This window comes from Leclercia sp. LSNIH3 (genome assembly GCF_002935105.1).
Taxonomy (GTDB): domain Bacteria; phylum Pseudomonadota; class Gammaproteobacteria; order Enterobacterales; family Enterobacteriaceae; genus Enterobacter; species Enterobacter adecarboxylatus.
This window is the reverse complement of the sequence record NZ_CP026387.1, coordinates 548,445-564,724: the sequence shown is the minus strand read 5'-3', so window position 1 is coordinate 564,724 and position 16,280 is coordinate 548,445. Positions and strand designations below refer to the sequence as shown.

Genomic DNA, 16,280 nt, shown 5'->3' with positions numbered 1-16,280 from the left:
AAGCCGACCCGAAGGTCGGCTTTTACGCTTAAGCGGGCTTATTCAGCCGGCTGTGGACGCGTGGCAGGCGCGGTCGCCTGGTGCGTTGCGCTGTGACCACCTGCTGAACCTTTACCCTCGAAATCAAACGCCGGGCGTACCCAGTCGCTGTGACGCGGGGCTTCCGGCACATATTCCGGGGCTGGCGCGCGGGTCATTGGCGCAGTGGCGTGGTGAACACCCGCGTTAACCTGAGCTACGGGCGCTGGTGCTGGTTTCACTTCCGGCGCTTTCACTTCAGCGACTTCAGGTTTCTCTTCAGCAACAGGTTCAACAGCAATCTCAACTTCAGGTTGAACTTGCGTTTCCACTTCCACTTCTACAACTGGCTGTGGCTCCACGGCTTCCGCGGTAATTTCAACCGGCTCGGCAGCCTTAACGTCTTCCACTACCTGCTCTGCGACAACCACATCTTCAGGAGTGATGATCTGCGGCTGTTCAGTAACAGGCGCGGCAATCACTTCCGGGTGTGACGTTTCCACTTCAGCAGTCTGTGGCTGTGGCTCGGGGATGACAACTGCCGCAGCCTCGGTGATAACCTCATCAACCACTGGCGCGACTGGGGCAACCGCTTCGGCCGTCACGTTCTGCTCGTCAAACTGCTGCTCCTGAGGACGTGCAACCGGATAACGGATCCAGGCTTTGCCGGAGGCCATTTCTGGTGACGCACAGGCGATTGCCAGCGGCATTGGCGACTGCAGCGGATAACGCTCGTCACGATAACGGCGACGACGCTGACCGCTCACGCGCAGATGACGCGGGGAGCGACGTGAGCGACGCGGCATACCCGCATTGTCACGGCCTTCGGTGGTCTCTTCCTGTTCAGGGGCATTTTCGATGACCGCAGGCAGGTCGACTTTTGCCAGTTCGGTGCTCTGAACGGGTTCAACCTGTGGCGCTACCGCTTCAACAGCTGCTTCGTCGGTCTGAGACTCGAAACGGACTTTCTGGCTCAGCTGACGCTGCTTACGGCGTGGCATGACCTGAACACGCTCTTCCTGATCCGCATCCTGCACGGTCTCTTCTTCGCGATTCAGCGCTTTTACTTCCTGCTGCGCCTGGCGCTTGTCATCATTACGACGACGGTTGCGCTCGCGGCGTGGCTGCTGCTCATCACGCGATCTGCTCTTTTCAGACTCCTCGCCGGCCGGCTGGCGAATTTCACGATCTTCCGCGTTCTGCTGCGGCTTCTCACGGCGGTTGCGACGGTTATCGTCACGTCCTTCGCGGCGTTCACGACCCTCACGGCCTTCGCGACCTTCACGGTTATCGCGATTGTCACGGCTTTCATTGCCTTCACGGCCTTCGTTGTTGTCTGAACGGTTATCGCGACGCTCGTTGCGGTCACGGCGGTTGTTCTGACGTTTACGACGATCCGGTGAACGCTCCTGTTTCTCTTCTTTCTTCTCAACCGGCGCCGGGGCAGGTTGTGGCTCTTCGCCAGCAAACATTTTCTTCAGGGCACTGAAGAAGCGGCTCAGCAGGCCAGGCTGCGCTGCCGGTTGGCTGACGTCTGCCGCAGGTTTAGCTGCTGCTGGTTTGGCAACGGTGCTCTCCTGCGCAGGCGCAGGTGGGGCTTCTGGCATCACAAAGGCCGCCAGAGCAGGCTGTTCTGGAAGTTTACGCTCGGCGTACTCTTCTTCGGACGGCAGAGCCATCGCCTCTTCATGCAGCTTAGGCAGCATGTAGCTCAGGGTTGAAGTCTCTTCGCCTTTGCGCACGCGCAGCACGGAGTAGTGCGGGGTCTGCATCTGGTCGTTAGGCACGATCACGCAGCGTACGCCGCTCAGACGGGCTTCGATAGCACTTACCGCGGCACGTTTTTCGTTCAGCAGGTAGGAGGCGACCGGCACAGGCACAATGGCGTGGACTTCTTTGGTGTTCTCTTTCAGCGCTTCTTCTTCAATCAGACGCAGGATAGAGAGTGACAGGGATTCGTTGTCACGCACGGTGCCGGTGCCGCTACAGCGTGGGCAGACGTGGTGGCTGGATTCACCCAGCGACGGACTCAGGCGCTGACGGGACATCTCCAGCAGACCGAAACGGGAGATATGGCTGATCTGAATACGCGCACGATCCTGACGCACCGCCTCACGCAGACGGTTTTCCACCGCGCGCTGGTGACGTACTGGCGTCATGTCGATGAAGTCGATAACGATCAGACCGCCCAGGTCGCGCAGACGCAGCTGACGCGCAATCTCATCTGCCGCTTCGAGGTTGGTGTTGAACGCCGTTTCTTCGATATCACCGCCGCGGGTTGCACGTGCGGAGTTGATGTCGATGGCGGTGAGCGCCTCGGTGCTGTCGATAACGATAGAACCGCCAGATGGCAGACGGACTTCACGCTGGAAGGCGGATTCAATCTGCGATTCGATCTGGTAGTGGCTGAACAGCGGGATCTCACCGGTGTACAGTTTGATTTTGCTAGTGAAATCAGGACGACCCAGCGCGGCAATGTGCTGGCGAGCCAGCTCAAGCACTTTTGGGTTATCAATCAGAATTTCACCGATGTCCTGACGCAGATAGTCACGGAAGGCACGTACGATAACGTTGCTTTCCTGGTGGATCAGGAACGGGGCGGGGCGGCTTTCAGCGGCTTTCTGAATCGCTTCCCAGTGCTTCAGGCGGAAGCCGAGGTCCCACTGCAGCGCTTCGGCAGATTTGCCTACGCCTGCGGTACGAACAATCAGGCCCATGCCGTCTGGCAGTTCAAGACTGGCCAGCGCTTCTTTCAGTTCGGTACGGTCGTCGCCTTCAATGCGGCGAGAGATGCCACCCGCGCGCGGGTTGTTTGGCATCAGTACCAGATAGCTGCCTGCCAGACTGATAAAGGTGGTCAGCGCGGCGCCTTTGTTGCCACGCTCTTCTTTATCGATCTGAACGATAACTTCCTGGCCTTCACGCAGGACATCTTTGATGTTCGGACGGCCATGGGCGTTATAGTTAGAAGGGAAGTATTCGCGAGCAATCTCTTTCAGGGGGAGGAAACCATGACGCTCGGCACCGTAGTCTACAAATGCGGCTTCAAGGCTGGGTTCGATGCGGGTGATTTTGCCTTTGTAAATGTTCGCTTTTTTCTGTTCGTGTCCAGGACTTTCGATATCCAGATCGTACAGACGCTGCCCATCCACAAGGGCGACACGCAACTCTTCTTGCTGAGTTGCGTTGATTAACATTCTTTTCATCGTAACTTACTCATTATTCTTACATTGACGACTAAGCTGCGGGCAAGGTGACGCTTTCCGGGGTATGAACCGATGGCCTCGTGTCTATTCACGTCGCCAACCTCACGGTTGTCGCTCGCTTAAGAGGCGCAAAGTGTCGGTTGCCTGTATTTCATACGGAAATACAGCGCGATTATCAGGGGAATAGCCTGGGTAAAACTCTCCAGAGAAGATTCCATTTACCGGTAAGTACTGCAACCCGCAGCCCGCTAACTGTCTGAAAGATCAATACGTCTTACGCCATTGCTGCGTGGATGATCGGTCAGACAAAATTGGTCATTCCGTCGACATCCTTACTTAACCAGGATTTAACACGGAAAACAGCAGCATTATTCCATTGCTAACCGGGTTATAGCAAGATGACTTTTGCCAATTATCACCCGGTTACTCACAGTTTTTTCACTTCCTTCGCAGGATTGGTTTAATAACCACCAAATCGATTGCGTGAACGAAACACTGACCGGGTAGAGCTAAATATAAGCATAGAAAAATGAGTGGCGCTAATGGCTGACGATAATTAGAATCGCCCCCCATGAAAACAGAGACTCCAGCCGTAAAAATGGTTGCCATTACCGAAGATGAAGCGGGGCAACGCATTGACAACTTTTTGCGCACCCAACTGAAGGGTGTGCCAAAGAGCATGATTTATCGCATCCTGCGTAAGGGTGAGGTGCGCGTGAATAAAAAGCGCATCAAACCGGAATATAAACTTGAAGCGGGTGATGAAGTTCGCATCCCGCCTGTGCGCGTAGCCGAGCGGGAAGAGGAGGCGGTGTCGCCGCATCTGAACAAAGTCGCCGCGCTGACGAATGTGATTCTGTATGAAGACGATCATATTCTGGTGCTCAATAAGCCCTCTGGCACGGCCGTCCACGGCGGCAGTGGATTGAGCTTTGGCGTGATTGAAGGTCTCCGTGCGCTGCGCCCGGAAGCCCGCTTCCTTGAACTGGTTCATCGTCTTGATCGCGACACCTCCGGCGTGCTGCTGGTCGCGAAAAAACGGTCGGCGCTGCGTTCGCTGCACGAGCAGCTGCGTGAGAAAGGAATGCAGAAGGATTACCTCGCGCTGGTGCGCGGACAGTGGCAGTCCCATGTCAAAGTGGTGCAGGCGCCGCTGCTGAAAAACATTCTGCAAAGCGGTGAGCGTATCGTTCGTGTGAGTCAGGAAGGCAAACCGTCGGAAACCCGGTTCAAGGTGGAAGAGCGTTATGAATTTGCCACCCTCGTGCGCTGCAGCCCGGTGACCGGGCGTACCCACCAGATCCGCGTTCATACGCAGCATGCGGGCCATCCTATCGCCTTTGACGATCGCTATGGCGACCGTGAATTTGATAAACAGCTGGCCGGGACGGGTTTATCGCGTCTGTTCCTGCATGCCGCCGCGTTAAAGTTTACTCATCCGGGTACTGGCGAGGTGATGCGTGTCGAAGCGCCGCTGGATGATCAGCTGAAGCGCTGCCTGAGCATTCTGCGCGGTTAATTGCCGGGGCGCTGCGCTTAGCTGGCCTACACAGCGTAGGTCCGTGCAAGCGTAGCGCCGCAGGGCGAGGCCGATGGCTACGCCATCAACGGGTTGTAATTCTCCCGACGCAGCATCTGGCACAGCGCAATCAGCGGTAATCCCACCAGCGCGTTCGGGTCTCGCCCGTCCAGTCTCTCAAACAAAGCAATACCCAGTCCCTCACTTTTAAAACTGCCCGCGCAATTTAATGGCCGCTCTTTTCGGACGTAGTCGTCAATTTCTTGTTCACTGAGATGGCGGAAGTGAACGTCAAACGGCTCGCATTCCGTCTGTAAATGGCCCGTAGACGAATTATAAAGTGCCAGGCCGGTGTAGAAGGTGACAATACTACCGCGCGCTTTCAGCAGCTGCTGGCGAGCATTCTCTTCGGTATGCGGTTTGCCGGTAATTATTCCATCCAGGACGCAAACCTGATCGGAACCTATAATTAAATGATCGGGGAATCGCGCTGCCAGACTTTTCGCTTTTTCCTGAGCCAGACGGACCACCAGATGGCGTGGCGATTCACCGGGTTGTGGGCTTTCATCCACGTTCGGCGCGGCGCATTCGAAGGTAACTCCGAGCTTTTCCAGCAACACGCGGCGGTAAGGTGATGTGGAGGCAAGAATGAGATTTGGCATATTTTTTTCACCAGATATAGCGTATCGATGCCAGCCATTTTAAACTACAGGCCGCAATGTGTGCGAATAAATGGCAAAAGGCAGCCTGAGGTTGCCTTTTTCTTTGACTCTATGACGTTACAAAGTTAATATGCGCGCCCTATGCAAAAGGTAAAATTACCCCTGACTCTTGATCCGGTTCGTACGGCTCAAAAACGCCTCGATTACGAAGGTATTTATACTCGTGACCAGGCTGAGCGTATCGCCGAATCCGTAGTCAGTGTGGACAGTGATGTGGAATGCTCCATGTCGTTTGAGATCGATCCCCAGCGCCTTGCCGTTATTACCGGTGATGCAAAGGTGTCGGTCACGCTCGAATGTCAGCGTTGCGGGAAACCGTTCCCACTTCATGTTCACACAACATATTGTTTTAGTCCGGTTCGTTCAGACGAACAGGCTGAAGCACTCCCGGAAGCGTATGAGCCGATTGAGGTTAACGAATTCGGTGAAATCGATCTGCTGGCGCTGGTTGAAGATGAAATCATCCTCACCTTGCCTGTAGTTCCGGTGCATGATTCTGAACACTGTGAAGTGTCCGAGGCGGACATGGTCTTTGGGGAACTGCCTGATGAAGCGCAAAAACCAAACCCATTTGCCGTATTAGCCAGTTTAAAGCGTAAGTAATTAAGGAGTAAGGTCCATGGCCGTACAACAGAATAAACCAACCCGTTCCAAACGTGGCATGCGTCGTTCCCATGACGCGCTGACTGCAGTTACCAGCCTGTCTGTAGACAAGACTTCTGGTGAAAAACACCTGCGTCACCACATCACCGCTGACGGTTTCTACCGCGGCCGCAAGGTTATCACTAAGTAATCACGCGTTTGCGTGATTAGGCTTAGTGAGGGTTTCCCCGTGAAAACGGGGATATACCGAACCAGGCTGCGACGATACCTTGACACGTCTAACCCTGGCGTTAGATGTCATGGGGGGAGATTTTGGCCCTTCCGTGACAGTGCCTGCAGCATTGCAGGCACTGAACTCTAATTCGCAACTCACTCTCCTTTTAGTCGGCAATCCCGACGCTATCACGCCATTACTTGCAAAAGCTGACTTTGAACAACGTTCACGTCTGCAGATTATTCCTGCCCAGTCAGTTATTGCCAGTGATGTTCGAGCCTCACAGGCGATCCGCAGCAGTCGCGGAAGCTCCATGCGCATTGCGCTGGAGCTGGTGAAAGAGGGTCGTGCCGAGGCCTGCGTTAGTGCCGGTAATACCGGCGCGCTGATGGGGCTGGCAAAATTACTGCTCAAACCTCTTGAGGGGATTGAGCGCCCGGCGCTGGTGACGGTATTGCCGCACCAGCAAAAGGGCAAAACGGTGGTGCTGGATTTAGGCGCTAACGTTGACTGCGACAGCGTGATGCTGGCGCAGTTTGCCGTAATGGGCTCGGTGCTGGCAGAGGAAGTGGTAGGGATTTCTCATCCCCGCGTTGCTCTGCTGAATATTGGTGAAGAAGAGACGAAAGGTCTCGACAGCATCCGTGAGGCGGCCGAGCGGCTAAAAAATGAGCCATCCATCAACTATATTGGATATCTCGAAGCCAACGAATTATTGACCGGAAAAACGGATGTACTGGTGTGTGACGGGTTTACAGGAAACGTTACATTAAAAACCATGGAAGGGGTGGTGAGGATGTTTCTTTCTCTGCTTAAATCGCAGGGAGAGGGGAAAAAACGGTCATGGTGGCTGATTTTATTGAAGCGTTGGTTACAAAAGAGCCTGGCGCGGCGATTCAGTCACCTCAACCCCGACCAGTATAATGGCGCCTGTCTGTTAGGATTGCGCGGCATTGTGATTAAGAGTCACGGTGCGGCCAATCAGCGAGCGTTTGCCGTCGCGATTGAACAGGCAGTGCAGGCGGTGCAGCGACAAGTCCCACAGCGGATTGCCGCTCGCCTGGGATCTGTATTAGCAAAAAGTGACTGAGCGTACATGTATACGAAGATTTTAGGTACCGGCAGCTATCTGCCAAAACAAGTGCGAACCAACGCCGATCTGGAAAAAATGGTAGATACGTCTGACGAGTGGATCGTCACGCGTACAGGTATCCGCGAACGTCGTATTGCCGCGCCAGATGAAACAGTTTCCACCATGGGCTATGAAGCCGCACAGCGTGCGCTGGAAATGGCGGGTGTCGATAAAGACGACATCGGCCTGATTATCGTTGCGACAACCTCTGCAACGCATGCCTTCCCGAGCGCAGCGTGCCAGATTCAGAGCATGCTGGAGATCAAAGGTTGCCCGGCGTTCGACGTTGCCGCTGCGTGCGCAGGCTTTACCTATGCGCTGAGCATTGCCGATCAATATGTAAAATCTGGCGCGGTGAAAAATGCGCTGGTGATCGGTGCTGACGTGCTGGCGCGCACCTGCGATCCAACCGATCGCGGGACGATCATTATTTTTGGTGATGGTGCAGGGGCTGTCCTGTTAGGACAATCTGAAGAACCCGGCATCATCTCCACGCATCTGCATGCTGACGGTAGCTATGGCGAACTGTTAACGTTGCCAAACGCTGATCGTGTTAACCCGGACAACGCCATCTATCTGACCATGGCCGGTAACGAAGTCTTCAAAGTGGCGGTCACAGAGCTGGCGCACATCGTTGACGAGACGCTGGCAGCGAACAATCTGGAGCGTTCCGCCCTCGACTGGCTGGTGCCGCATCAGGCGAACCTGCGCATTATTAGCGCCACGGCGAAGAAACTCGGCATGTTTATGGATAACGTTGTGGTGACGCTGGATCGTCATGGCAATACGTCTGCAGCATCCGTGCCCTGCGCGTTTGACGAAGCGGTGCGCGATGGACGCATTCAACGAGGCCAACTGGTCTTGCTCGAAGCCTTCGGTGGCGGTTTCACCTGGGGTTCTGCGCTGGTTCGTTTCTAGTATAAGGATAAAAAAATGACGCAATTTGCTTTTGTGTTCCCCGGCCAGGGTTCTCAGGCCGTTGGAATGTTGTCCGGCTTAGCGGAGCAGTATCCAGTCATCGAAGCGACCTTCCGTGAAGCGTCGGATGCACTGGGCTATGATCTTTGGGCGCTGACCCAGCAAGGGCCAGCCGAAGAGCTGAATAAAACCTGGCAGACCCAGCCTGCACTGCTGACCGCATCGGTCGCGCTGTGGCGCGTATGGCAACAGCAGGGCGGCAAAACGCCAGCACTGCTGGCCGGTCACAGCCTGGGTGAATACTCTGCGCTGGTTTGTGCTGGGGTGATTGCGTTTGCTGATGCAGTGCGTCTGGTTGAGCTGCGCGGTAAATTCATGCAGGAAGCGGTGCCGGAAGGTACGGGCGGCATGTCAGCCATTATTGGTCTGGATGATGCTTCCATTGCGAAAGCCTGTGAAGAATCTGCAGAAGGTCAGGTGGTTTCTCCGGTAAACTTCAACTCGCCGGGCCAGGTGGTTATCGCCGGTCATAAAGAAGCGGTTGAACGTGCAGGCGCAGCCTGTAAAGCTGCGGGCGCCAAACGTGCGCTGCCGCTGCCGGTAAGCGTACCGTCACACTGCGCGCTGATGAAGCCTGCTGCTGAGAAGCTGGCGGTAGAGCTGGAAAAAATCACCTTTAACGCGCCAACCATTGCGGTGGTAAACAACGTTGATGTGCAGTGCGAAACCGCGCCAGAGGCCATTCGCCATGCGCTGGTTCGCCAGCTGTACAGCCCGGTTCAGTGGACCAAAACCGTTGAGTTTATGGCGTCCCAGGGCGTTGAGCACCTGTATGAAGTCGGTCCGGGTAAAGTTCTCACCGGTCTGACCAAGCGTATTGTTGATACCCTGACTGCCTCGGCCATTAATGAGCCGGAAGCCCTGTCAGCGGCACTCACGCAGTAAGAAGAGGAATACCATGAGTTTTGAAGGAAAAATCGCACTGGTCACTGGTGCAAGCCGCGGTATTGGCCGTGCTATCGCTGAAACCCTCGTCGCGCGCGGCGCGAAAGTTATCGGCACCGCGACCAGCGAAAGCGGCGCGCAGGCGATCAGTGAGTACCTGGGTGCGAACGGTAAAGGTTTGATGTTGAATGTGACCGATCCTGCATCTATCGAATCTGTTCTGGGAAATATTCGCGCAGAATTTGGCGAAGTGGATATTCTGGTCAATAATGCCGGAATCACTCGCGACAACTTATTGATGCGAATGAAAGATGATGAGTGGAGCGATATTCTCGAAACCAACCTGTCATCTGTGTTCCGTCTGTCAAAAGCGGTAATGCGAGCTATGATGAAGAAGCGTCATGGGCGTATTATCACTATCGGTTCTGTGGTTGGTACCATGGGAAATGCTGGTCAGGCTAATTACGCTGCGGCGAAAGCAGGTCTGATCGGTTTCAGTAAGTCTCTGGCACGCGAAGTTGCGTCCCGCGGAATTACTGTAAACGTTGTTGCTCCGGGCTTTATTGAAACGGACATGACGCGTGCGCTGACCGATGAGCAGCGTGCGGGTACGCTGGCGGCAGTTCCAGCGGGTCGTTTAGGCGACCCTAAAGAAATCGCCAGCGCGGTTGCATTTTTAGCCTCTGACGAAGCGAGTTACATCACTGGTGAAACTCTCCACGTCAATGGCGGGATGTATATGGTTTAATCACGATAGAAAATATTTGCGTTATTAGGGTCAATGGCCTCAAAATAACGTAAAATCGTGGTAAGACCTGCCGGGATTTAGTTGCAAATTTTTCAACATTTTATACACTACGAAAACCATCGCGAAAGCGAGTTTTGATAGGAAATTTAAGAGTATGAGCACTATCGAAGAACGCGTTAAGAAAATTATCGGCGAACAGCTGGGCGTTAAGCAGGAAGAAGTTGTGAACTCCGCTTCCTTCGTTGAAGACCTGGGCGCAGATTCTCTTGACACCGTTGAGCTGGTAATGGCTCTGGAAGAAGAGTTTGATACTGAGATTCCGGACGAAGAAGCTGAGAAAATCACCACCGTTCAGGCTGCCATTGATTACATCAACGGTCACCAGGCGTAAGTGAGCATCTCCAGGCGGTCATTCGACCGCCTGTGTTTTTTCTTTTGTAGTCCCTCGTTTTTCTTTTTTTTATCCCTCCCTGGAGGACAAGCGTGTCTAAGCGTCGTGTAGTTGTGACCGGACTTGGCATGTTATCTCCTGTCGGCAATACCGTAGAGTCTACCTGGAACGCTCTCCTTGCCGGTCAGAGTGGCATTAGCCTAATCGACCATTTCGATACTAGCGCCTATGCAACGAAATTTGCTGGCTTAGTAAAGGATTTTAACTGTGAAGAGATCATCTCGCGCAAAGAACAGCGCAAGATGGACGCCTTCATTCAATATGGAATTGTCGCTGGCGTTCAGGCCATGCAGGATTCTGGCCTTGAAATTACGGAAGAGAACGCAACCCGTATCGGTGCCGCTATCGGCTCCGGGATTGGCGGTCTTGGCCTGATTGAGGAAAACCATACCTCTCTGGTAAATGGTGGTCCACGTAAAATCAGCCCGTTCTTCGTTCCGTCAACGATTGTTAACATGGTGGCAGGTCACCTGACCATCATGTTTGGCCTGCGTGGTCCTAGCATCTCGATTGCCACTGCCTGTACGTCCGGTGTGCATAACATCGGCCAGGCGGCGCGTATCATCGCTTATGGCGATGCCGATGCGATGGTTGCAGGCGGCGCTGAAAAAGCCAGTACCCCGCTGGGTGTAGGCGGCTTTGGCGCTGCACGTGCCCTGTCTACCCGCAACGATAACCCGCAGGCGGCAAGCCGTCCGTGGGATAAAGACCGTGATGGTTTTGTGCTGGGTGACGGTGCGGGTATGGTCGTGCTGGAAGAGTACGAGCATGCGAAAAAACGCGGCGCAAAAATCTATGCAGAAGTCATTGGTTTCGGCATGAGCAGCGACGCTTATCACATGACCTCTCCGCCGGAAGACGGGGCAGGTGCTGCGCTGGCAATGGTTAATGCGATCCGCGATGCGGGTATCGAACCGGGCCAGATTGGCTATGTGAATGCGCACGGTACCTCCACGCCAGCAGGCGACAAAGCTGAAGCGCAGGCCGTTAAGTCTGTGTTTGGCGATGCGTCCCGCCGCGTGATGGTCAGCTCAACCAAGTCCATGACCGGCCACCTGTTGGGTGCGGCGGGTGCAGTAGAATCAATCTATTCCATCCTTGCGCTGCGCGATCAGGCTGTTCCGCCAACCATCAATCTGGATAACCCGGATGACGGTTGCGATCTGGACTTCGTTCCGCACGAAGCGCGTCAGGTCAGCGGTCTGGAGTACACCCTGTGTAACTCCTTCGGCTTTGGCGGCACCAACGGTTCTCTGATCTTTAAGAAGGTCTGAGGCTGACAGCCGGGGCGGCCGATCGCCTTCCCGGCAAATTGATAAAAAAGGTCCGCTTGTCGGGCCTTTTTTATTCGGTTTTATTCCCTTGTCCACGGCCCTCCTTCCTGCCAGACTATTCGCCCATTCAAAAGGAGCCATCATGTTCTTGATCAATGGCATACCACAGGAAACATTGCCCGCGAGCGACAGGGCTATACAGTTTGGTGACGGCTGCTTCACGACGGCACGCATTGCTGCGGGCCAGGTCTGTCTGCTGAATGCCCATCTGCAGCGCTTGCAGATGGCCTGTGAAAAACTGCTTATCCCTTTCGTTGCGTGGGCAGAATTACAGCGTGAGATGGTAGAGCTTGCGCGGGGAAACGAGCGTGGCGTGCTGAAGGTCATTATCAGCCGGGGAAGCGGCGGCAGAGGTTACAGCGCGGCGAACTGCCTGCATCCGGTCCGAATCCTCTCGGTGTCGGGGTATCCCGCCCATTATGATGGCTGGCGTCGCGAGGGCATCACGCTTGAGCTAAGTCCGGTGCGGCTGGGACGTAACCCGCATCTTGCCGGTGTTAAGCACCTGAACCGGCTTGAACAGGTGCTGATCCGCACCCATCTTGAACAGACCGATGCGGATGAGGCCTTGGTTCTTGACAGTGAAGGGTTCGTTACGGAATGCTGTGCGGCGAATTTATTCTGGCGTAACGGGAAAGATGTTTTTACCCCCCGGCTGGATCAAGCAGGCGTTAACGGTCTGATGCGCCAGTTTTGTCTGCAACAGCTGGCACACTCCGGTTATCGCGTTGTCGAAGTACACGCCCGGGAGGCTGTACTGGCTGAGGCCGACGAAATGGTGGTCTGCAATGCGTTGATGCCCGTCGTGCCGGTTCGCCAGTATGGTTCTCAACGTTTTTCATCGCGTGAGTTGTACGCTTTTTTAGCCCCTCAGTGTGAGCAAATCAGATAGTCATGAAGAAAATGTTGCGCTTTATTCTCCTCATCCTTGTCGTGCTGGGCATTGCCGCTGGGGTGGGGATGTGGAAAGTTCGCCAGCTGGCGGGCAGTCAAATCCTGATCGAGACGGAGACCATCTTTACCCTGAAACCGGGCACCGGACGGTTGGCGCTGGGTGAGCAGCTGTACAATGAGAAGATCATTAACCGCCCACGGGTGTTCCAGTGGTTATTACGTGTGCAGCCGGAGCTGTCGCATTTCAAAGCGGGCACGTATCGCTTTACGCCGGGGATGACCGTCAAGGAGCTGCTGCAACTGCTGGAGAGCGGTAAAGAGGCGCAGTTCCCGCTGCGTTTTGTGGAAGGGATGCGCCTGAGCGACTACCTGAAGCAGCTGCGTGAAGCCCCTTACATCAAACACACCCTGCAGGATGACAGCTACGCCACCGTCGCTCAGGTTCTGAAGTTTGAGCATCCTGAGTGGGTGGAAGGGTGGTTCTGGCCGGATACCTGGATGTATACCGCAGGTACTACCGATGTGGCGTTGCTGCAGCGTGCGCATAAAAAAATGGTCGCTGCGGTGGATAAAGCCTGGGAAGGGCGGATGGAAAATCTGCCGTATAAAGATCAAAACCAGCTCGTCACCATGGCCTCGATCGTCGAGAAAGAGACGGCAGTCGCGAGTGAACGGGATCAGGTTGCCTCGGTATTTATCAATCGCCTGCGTATCGGCATGCGTCTGCAAACCGATCCGACGGTGATTTACGGTATGGGGGAAAATTACAAGGGCAATATTTCACGTAAAGACCTGGAAACCCCGACCGATTATAATACCTATGTCATTAGCGGCTTACCGCCGGGGCCAATCGCCACACCGGGGCAGGCATCGCTGAATGCCGCCGCGCATCCTGCAAAAACGCCGTATCTCTATTTCGTCGCGGACGGAAAGGGTGGACACACTTTTAACACCAATCTTGCCAGTCATAATCGTTCAGTTCAGGACTATCTGAAGGCACGTAAGGAAAAAAATGCGCAGTAATTACATCGTCATTGAGGGGCTGGAAGGCGCCGGGAAAACCACCGCACGTGACGTGGTGGTCGAGACGCTCAAACAGTGTGGCATTGAAGAGATGATCTTCACCCGCGAACCGGGCGGCACTCAGCTGGCTGAAAAATTGCGTAGCCTGGTACTGGACATCAAATCGGTCGGGGATGAGGTCATTACCGATAAAGCCGAAGTCATGATGTTCTACGCCGCGCGTGTCCAACTGGTTGAAACCGTGATCAAACCCGCGCTGGCGCGGGGATGCTGGGTGATTGGCGATCGTCACGATCTCTCTACCCAGGCCTATCAGGGCGGTGGACGCGGCATTGATCAGCATATGCTCGGCACACTGCGCGATGCGGTGCTCGGGGATTTCCGTCCTAACCTGACGCTCTATCTCGATGTGACGCCCGAAGTGGGTCTGAAACGCGCCCGCGCCCGCGGCGAGCTGGATCGTATTGAGCAGGAGTCGCTGGACTTCTTTAATCGCACCCGCGCCCGTTACCGTGAGCTGGCCGTCGAGGACCCTTCGATCCGCACCATCGATGCGACCCAGCCGCTTGAAGACGTAATGAACGACATTCGCAAAACAGTCACTGACTGGCTGAAGGAACAACAGGCATGAAATGGTACCCATGGTTGCGCCCGCACTTTGAACAGCTGGTGAACAGCTATCAGTCCGGTCGGGGGCATCATGCGTTACTGATCCAGTCGCTGCCGGGCATGGGCGATGAGGCGTTGATCTACGCCATCACCCGTTTTTTAATGTGCCAACAGCCGCAGGGATACAAAAGCTGCGGTCAGTGCCGTAGCTGTCAGCTGATGCAGGCAGAAACGCACCCGGATTATTACGCGCTGGAGCCGGAGAAGGGCAAGACTACGCTGGGTATTGATGCGGTGCGCGCCATCAGTGAAAAGCTGTACGAGCGCGCGCGGCTCGGCGGGGCGAAAGTCGTCTGGCTGAAGGATGCCGCCGAGCTTACCGAGGCAGCAGCCAACGCGCTGTTAAAGACTCTTGAAGAGCCGCCGGAAAATACCTGGTTCCTAATGGCCTGCCGTGAGCCTGGAAGACTCCTGGCGACCCTCCGCAGCCGCTGTCGTTTGCATCATCTTAGCGTGCCGCAGGAGGCCTGGGCTATCAGCTGGCTTGCACGAGAAGTGACAACGTCACAGGAAGCGGCGTTTAGCGCGCTGCGCCTGAGCGGCGGAGCTCCTGCCGCGGCGCTGGCATTGTTGCAGCCCAACGTCCAGACGCAACGGGAACAACTCTGTCACGCGCTCGGCGGAGTGGCAGACAGTGGCGACTGGCTGAGCCTGCTCCCGGCTCTCAACCATGATCAAGCACCCGATCGCCTGCATTGGCTGGCGGCTCTGCTGTTGGATGCCCTTAAAATTCAGCAGGGAGCAACCCTTGTCAGCAATGTCGATGCCTGGTCGCTCGTTGATAGTCTGGCGCAGCGCCTGCCAGGTGTGGCGTTGCGGGCTATCCTTCATGATGTCTGCCAGTGTCGGGAACAACTACTCAGCGTAACGGGGCTGAATCGGGAGCTTGTCCTGACCGACCTGTTACTCACAATCGAGCATTACCTGCAACCGGGCACAACGCTGCCTGCATCCTATCTCTGAGAGAGACATTATGTTTTTAGTCGACTCACACTGCCATCTCGATGGCCTGGATTATCAATCCCTGCATAAAAACGTCGATGACGTGCTGGCAAAAGCCGCCGCCCGCGATGTGAAATTTTGTCTGGCGGTCGCCACGACGTTACCGGGTTACAAAACCATGCGTGAACTGGTGGGCGTACGCGACAACGTGGTGTTCTCCTGCGGCGTGCATCCCCTGAACCAGGATGAAGCGTACGACGTTGAAGATTTGCGCCGTCTGGCGGCGGAAGAGGGCGTAGTGGCGATGGGCGAAACCGGCCTGGATTATTTCTACACCCCGGAAACCAAAGCCCGCCAGCAGGAATCGTTCCGCGACCATATTCGCATTGGCCGGGAGTTGAATAAACCGGTGATTGTCCACACCCGTGATGCGCGCGCTGATACGCTGGCGATCCTGCAAGAAGAAAAGGTGACGGATTGCGGCGGCGTACTACACTGTTTCACAGAAGACAGAGAAACAGCGGGTAAGCTGCTGGATTTGGGTTTTTATATCTCGTTTTCCGGGATCGTGACGTTCCGTAATGCTGAGCAGCTTCGTGATGCTGCGCGTTACGTTCCGCTCGATCGCCTGCTGGTGGAAACAGACTCTCCTTATCTGGCACCGGTACCGCACCGCGGCAAAGAGAATCAACCCGCGATGGTACGGGATGTGGCCGAGTACATGGCCGTTTTGAAAGGCGTCGACGTTGCAGAACTGGCACGCATTACCACCGATAACTTTGCCAGCCTGTTTCACATCGATCCCTCCCGCCTGCAATCTGCCTGATTAATCTATTTTTTTATGGCTCGTAATTAATAGCCAAAACGAGTAAAGTTCACCGCCCATGTTGGGGCGGTGAAGCGCTTTCTTGAAACATTTGGCAATTAATTTTGTAAATATCT

General features: G+C 55.1%; 16 protein-coding genes. 14 read left to right on the top strand and 2 right to left on the bottom strand.

Annotated elements, in window-relative coordinates:
• Nucleotides 1-38 precede the first annotated feature (38 nt).
• Nucleotides 39-3,224 carry a ribonuclease E gene (rne, locus tag C3F35_RS02785; protein ID WP_103792928.1) on the bottom strand — a complete coding sequence of 1,062 codons (3,186 nt, stop codon included), beginning with the start codon at nt 3,222-3,224 and terminating at the stop codon, nt 39-41.
• A gap of 571 nt (nt 3,225-3,795) precedes the next feature.
• Here rne and rluC point away from each other — a divergent pair.
• Nucleotides 3,796-4,743, top strand: coding sequence for a 23S rRNA pseudouridine(955/2504/2580) synthase RluC (gene rluC / locus C3F35_RS02775; RefSeq protein WP_059308268.1), 948 nt, complete (start codon nt 3,796-3,798; stop codon nt 4,741-4,743).
• A 77-nt stretch (nt 4,744-4,820) separates the two neighbouring features.
• Here rluC and C3F35_RS02770 read toward each other — a convergent pair whose 3' ends face one another.
• Entirely contained in the window at nt 4,821-5,405 is a 585-nt protein-coding gene (locus tag C3F35_RS02770) for a Maf family protein (RefSeq protein ID WP_032617546.1), read from the bottom strand.
• 141 nt (nt 5,406-5,546) lie between these two features.
• Between C3F35_RS02770 and yceD the strand changes: the two genes are divergently transcribed.
• The 13 genes from yceD to C3F35_RS02705 all read left to right on the top strand — a co-directional run bounded on the left by yceD (nt 5,547) and on the right by C3F35_RS02705 (nt 16,164).
• Nucleotides 5,547-6,068, top strand: coding sequence for a 23S rRNA accumulation protein YceD (gene yceD, locus C3F35_RS02765; RefSeq protein ID WP_032617547.1), 522 nt, complete (start codon nt 5,547-5,549; stop codon nt 6,066-6,068).
• A 16-nt stretch (nt 6,069-6,084) separates the two neighbouring features.
• Nucleotides 6,085-6,258: a 50S ribosomal protein L32 gene (rpmF, locus tag C3F35_RS02760; RefSeq protein ID WP_003857964.1), complete on the top strand. Its 174-nt coding sequence runs from the start codon at nt 6,085-6,087 to the stop codon at nt 6,256-6,258.
• Between the two features lie 79 nt (nt 6,259-6,337).
• Nucleotides 6,338-7,372, top strand: a complete 1,035-nt coding sequence (gene plsX, locus C3F35_RS02755) for a phosphate acyltransferase PlsX (RefSeq protein WP_071886466.1) — start codon at nt 6,338-6,340, stop codon at nt 7,370-7,372.
• A gap of 6 nt (nt 7,373-7,378) precedes the next feature.
• Complete coding sequence (locus C3F35_RS02750; protein ID WP_103792927.1) at nt 7,379-8,332, top strand: beta-ketoacyl-ACP synthase III; 954 nt, start codon at nt 7,379-7,381, stop codon at nt 8,330-8,332.
• 15 nt (nt 8,333-8,347) lie between these two features.
• The gene (fabD, locus tag C3F35_RS02745) at nt 8,348-9,277 is read left to right on the top strand and encodes an ACP S-malonyltransferase (protein ID WP_032617551.1); all 930 of its coding nucleotides are present in this window, start codon (nt 8,348-8,350) and stop codon (nt 9,275-9,277) included.
• 13 nt (nt 9,278-9,290) lie between these two features.
• Nucleotides 9,291-10,025 carry a 3-oxoacyl-ACP reductase FabG gene (gene fabG, locus C3F35_RS02740; RefSeq protein WP_032617552.1) on the top strand — a complete coding sequence of 245 codons (735 nt, stop codon included), beginning with the start codon at nt 9,291-9,293 and terminating at the stop codon, nt 10,023-10,025.
• A gap of 154 nt (nt 10,026-10,179) precedes the next feature.
• Nucleotides 10,180-10,416, top strand: a complete 237-nt coding sequence (acpP, locus tag C3F35_RS02735) for an acyl carrier protein (RefSeq protein ID WP_003857954.1) — start codon at nt 10,180-10,182, stop codon at nt 10,414-10,416.
• Nucleotides 10,417-10,508: 92 nt separating this feature from the next.
• Nucleotides 10,509-11,750, top strand: a complete 1,242-nt coding sequence (gene fabF, locus C3F35_RS02730) for a beta-ketoacyl-ACP synthase II (RefSeq protein WP_103792926.1) — start codon at nt 10,509-10,511, stop codon at nt 11,748-11,750.
• 142 nt (nt 11,751-11,892) lie between these two features.
• Nucleotides 11,893-12,702 carry an aminodeoxychorismate lyase gene (gene pabC / locus C3F35_RS02725; RefSeq protein WP_103792925.1) on the top strand — a complete coding sequence of 270 codons (810 nt, stop codon included), beginning with the start codon at nt 11,893-11,895 and terminating at the stop codon, nt 12,700-12,702.
• 2 nt (nt 12,703-12,704) lie between these two features.
• On the top strand, nt 12,705-13,727 hold the full coding sequence (gene yceG, locus C3F35_RS02720; RefSeq protein WP_103792924.1) for a cell division protein YceG: 1,023 nt from the start codon (nt 12,705-12,707) through the stop codon (nt 13,725-13,727).
• Nucleotides 13,717-14,358, top strand: coding sequence for a dTMP kinase (gene tmk / locus C3F35_RS02715; protein ID WP_103792923.1), 642 nt, complete (start codon nt 13,717-13,719; stop codon nt 14,356-14,358). The genes yceG and tmk overlap by 11 nt, the downstream gene beginning before the upstream one ends.
• On the top strand, nt 14,355-15,359 hold the full coding sequence (holB, locus tag C3F35_RS02710; protein WP_103792922.1) for a DNA polymerase III subunit delta': 1,005 nt from the start codon (nt 14,355-14,357) through the stop codon (nt 15,357-15,359). The genes tmk and holB overlap by 4 nt, the downstream gene beginning before the upstream one ends.
• Nucleotides 15,360-15,369: 10 nt before the next feature.
• A complete protein-coding gene (locus tag C3F35_RS02705; protein ID WP_032617559.1) occupies nt 15,370-16,164 on the top strand; it encodes a metal-dependent hydrolase in 795 nt (264 codons plus the stop codon).
• Nucleotides 16,165-16,280: the final 116 nt, after the last annotated feature.

Excerpts from the sequence above, each read along its gene's own strand:
- rne (WP_103792928.1), bottom strand. The coding sequence starts at position 3,224 with ATGAAAAGAATGTTAATCAACGCAACTCAGCAAGAAGAGTTGCGTGTC.
- rluC (WP_059308268.1), top strand. The coding sequence starts at position 3,796 with ATGAAAACAGAGACTCCAGCCGTAAAAATGGTTGCCATTACCGAAGAT.
- C3F35_RS02770 (WP_032617546.1), bottom strand. The coding sequence starts at position 5,405 with ATGCCAAATCTCATTCTTGCCTCCACATCACCTTACCGCCGCGTGTTG.
- yceD (WP_032617547.1), top strand. The coding sequence starts at position 5,547 with ATGCAAAAGGTAAAATTACCCCTGACTCTTGATCCGGTTCGTACGGCT.
- rpmF (WP_003857964.1), top strand. The coding sequence starts at position 6,085 with ATGGCCGTACAACAGAATAAACCAACCCGTTCCAAACGTGGCATGCGT.
- C3F35_RS02750 (WP_103792927.1), top strand. The coding sequence starts at position 7,379 with ATGTATACGAAGATTTTAGGTACCGGCAGCTATCTGCCAAAACAAGTG.
- fabD (WP_032617551.1), top strand. The coding sequence starts at position 8,348 with ATGACGCAATTTGCTTTTGTGTTCCCCGGCCAGGGTTCTCAGGCCGTT.
- fabG (WP_032617552.1), top strand. The coding sequence starts at position 9,291 with ATGAGTTTTGAAGGAAAAATCGCACTGGTCACTGGTGCAAGCCGCGGT.
- acpP (WP_003857954.1), top strand. The coding sequence starts at position 10,180 with ATGAGCACTATCGAAGAACGCGTTAAGAAAATTATCGGCGAACAGCTG.
- pabC (WP_103792925.1), top strand. The coding sequence starts at position 11,893 with ATGTTCTTGATCAATGGCATACCACAGGAAACATTGCCCGCGAGCGAC.
- yceG (WP_103792924.1), top strand. The coding sequence starts at position 12,705 with ATGAAGAAAATGTTGCGCTTTATTCTCCTCATCCTTGTCGTGCTGGGC.
- tmk (WP_103792923.1), top strand. The coding sequence starts at position 13,717 with ATGCGCAGTAATTACATCGTCATTGAGGGGCTGGAAGGCGCCGGGAAA.
- holB (WP_103792922.1), top strand. The coding sequence starts at position 14,355 with ATGAAATGGTACCCATGGTTGCGCCCGCACTTTGAACAGCTGGTGAAC.
- C3F35_RS02705 (WP_032617559.1), top strand. The coding sequence starts at position 15,370 with ATGTTTTTAGTCGACTCACACTGCCATCTCGATGGCCTGGATTATCAA.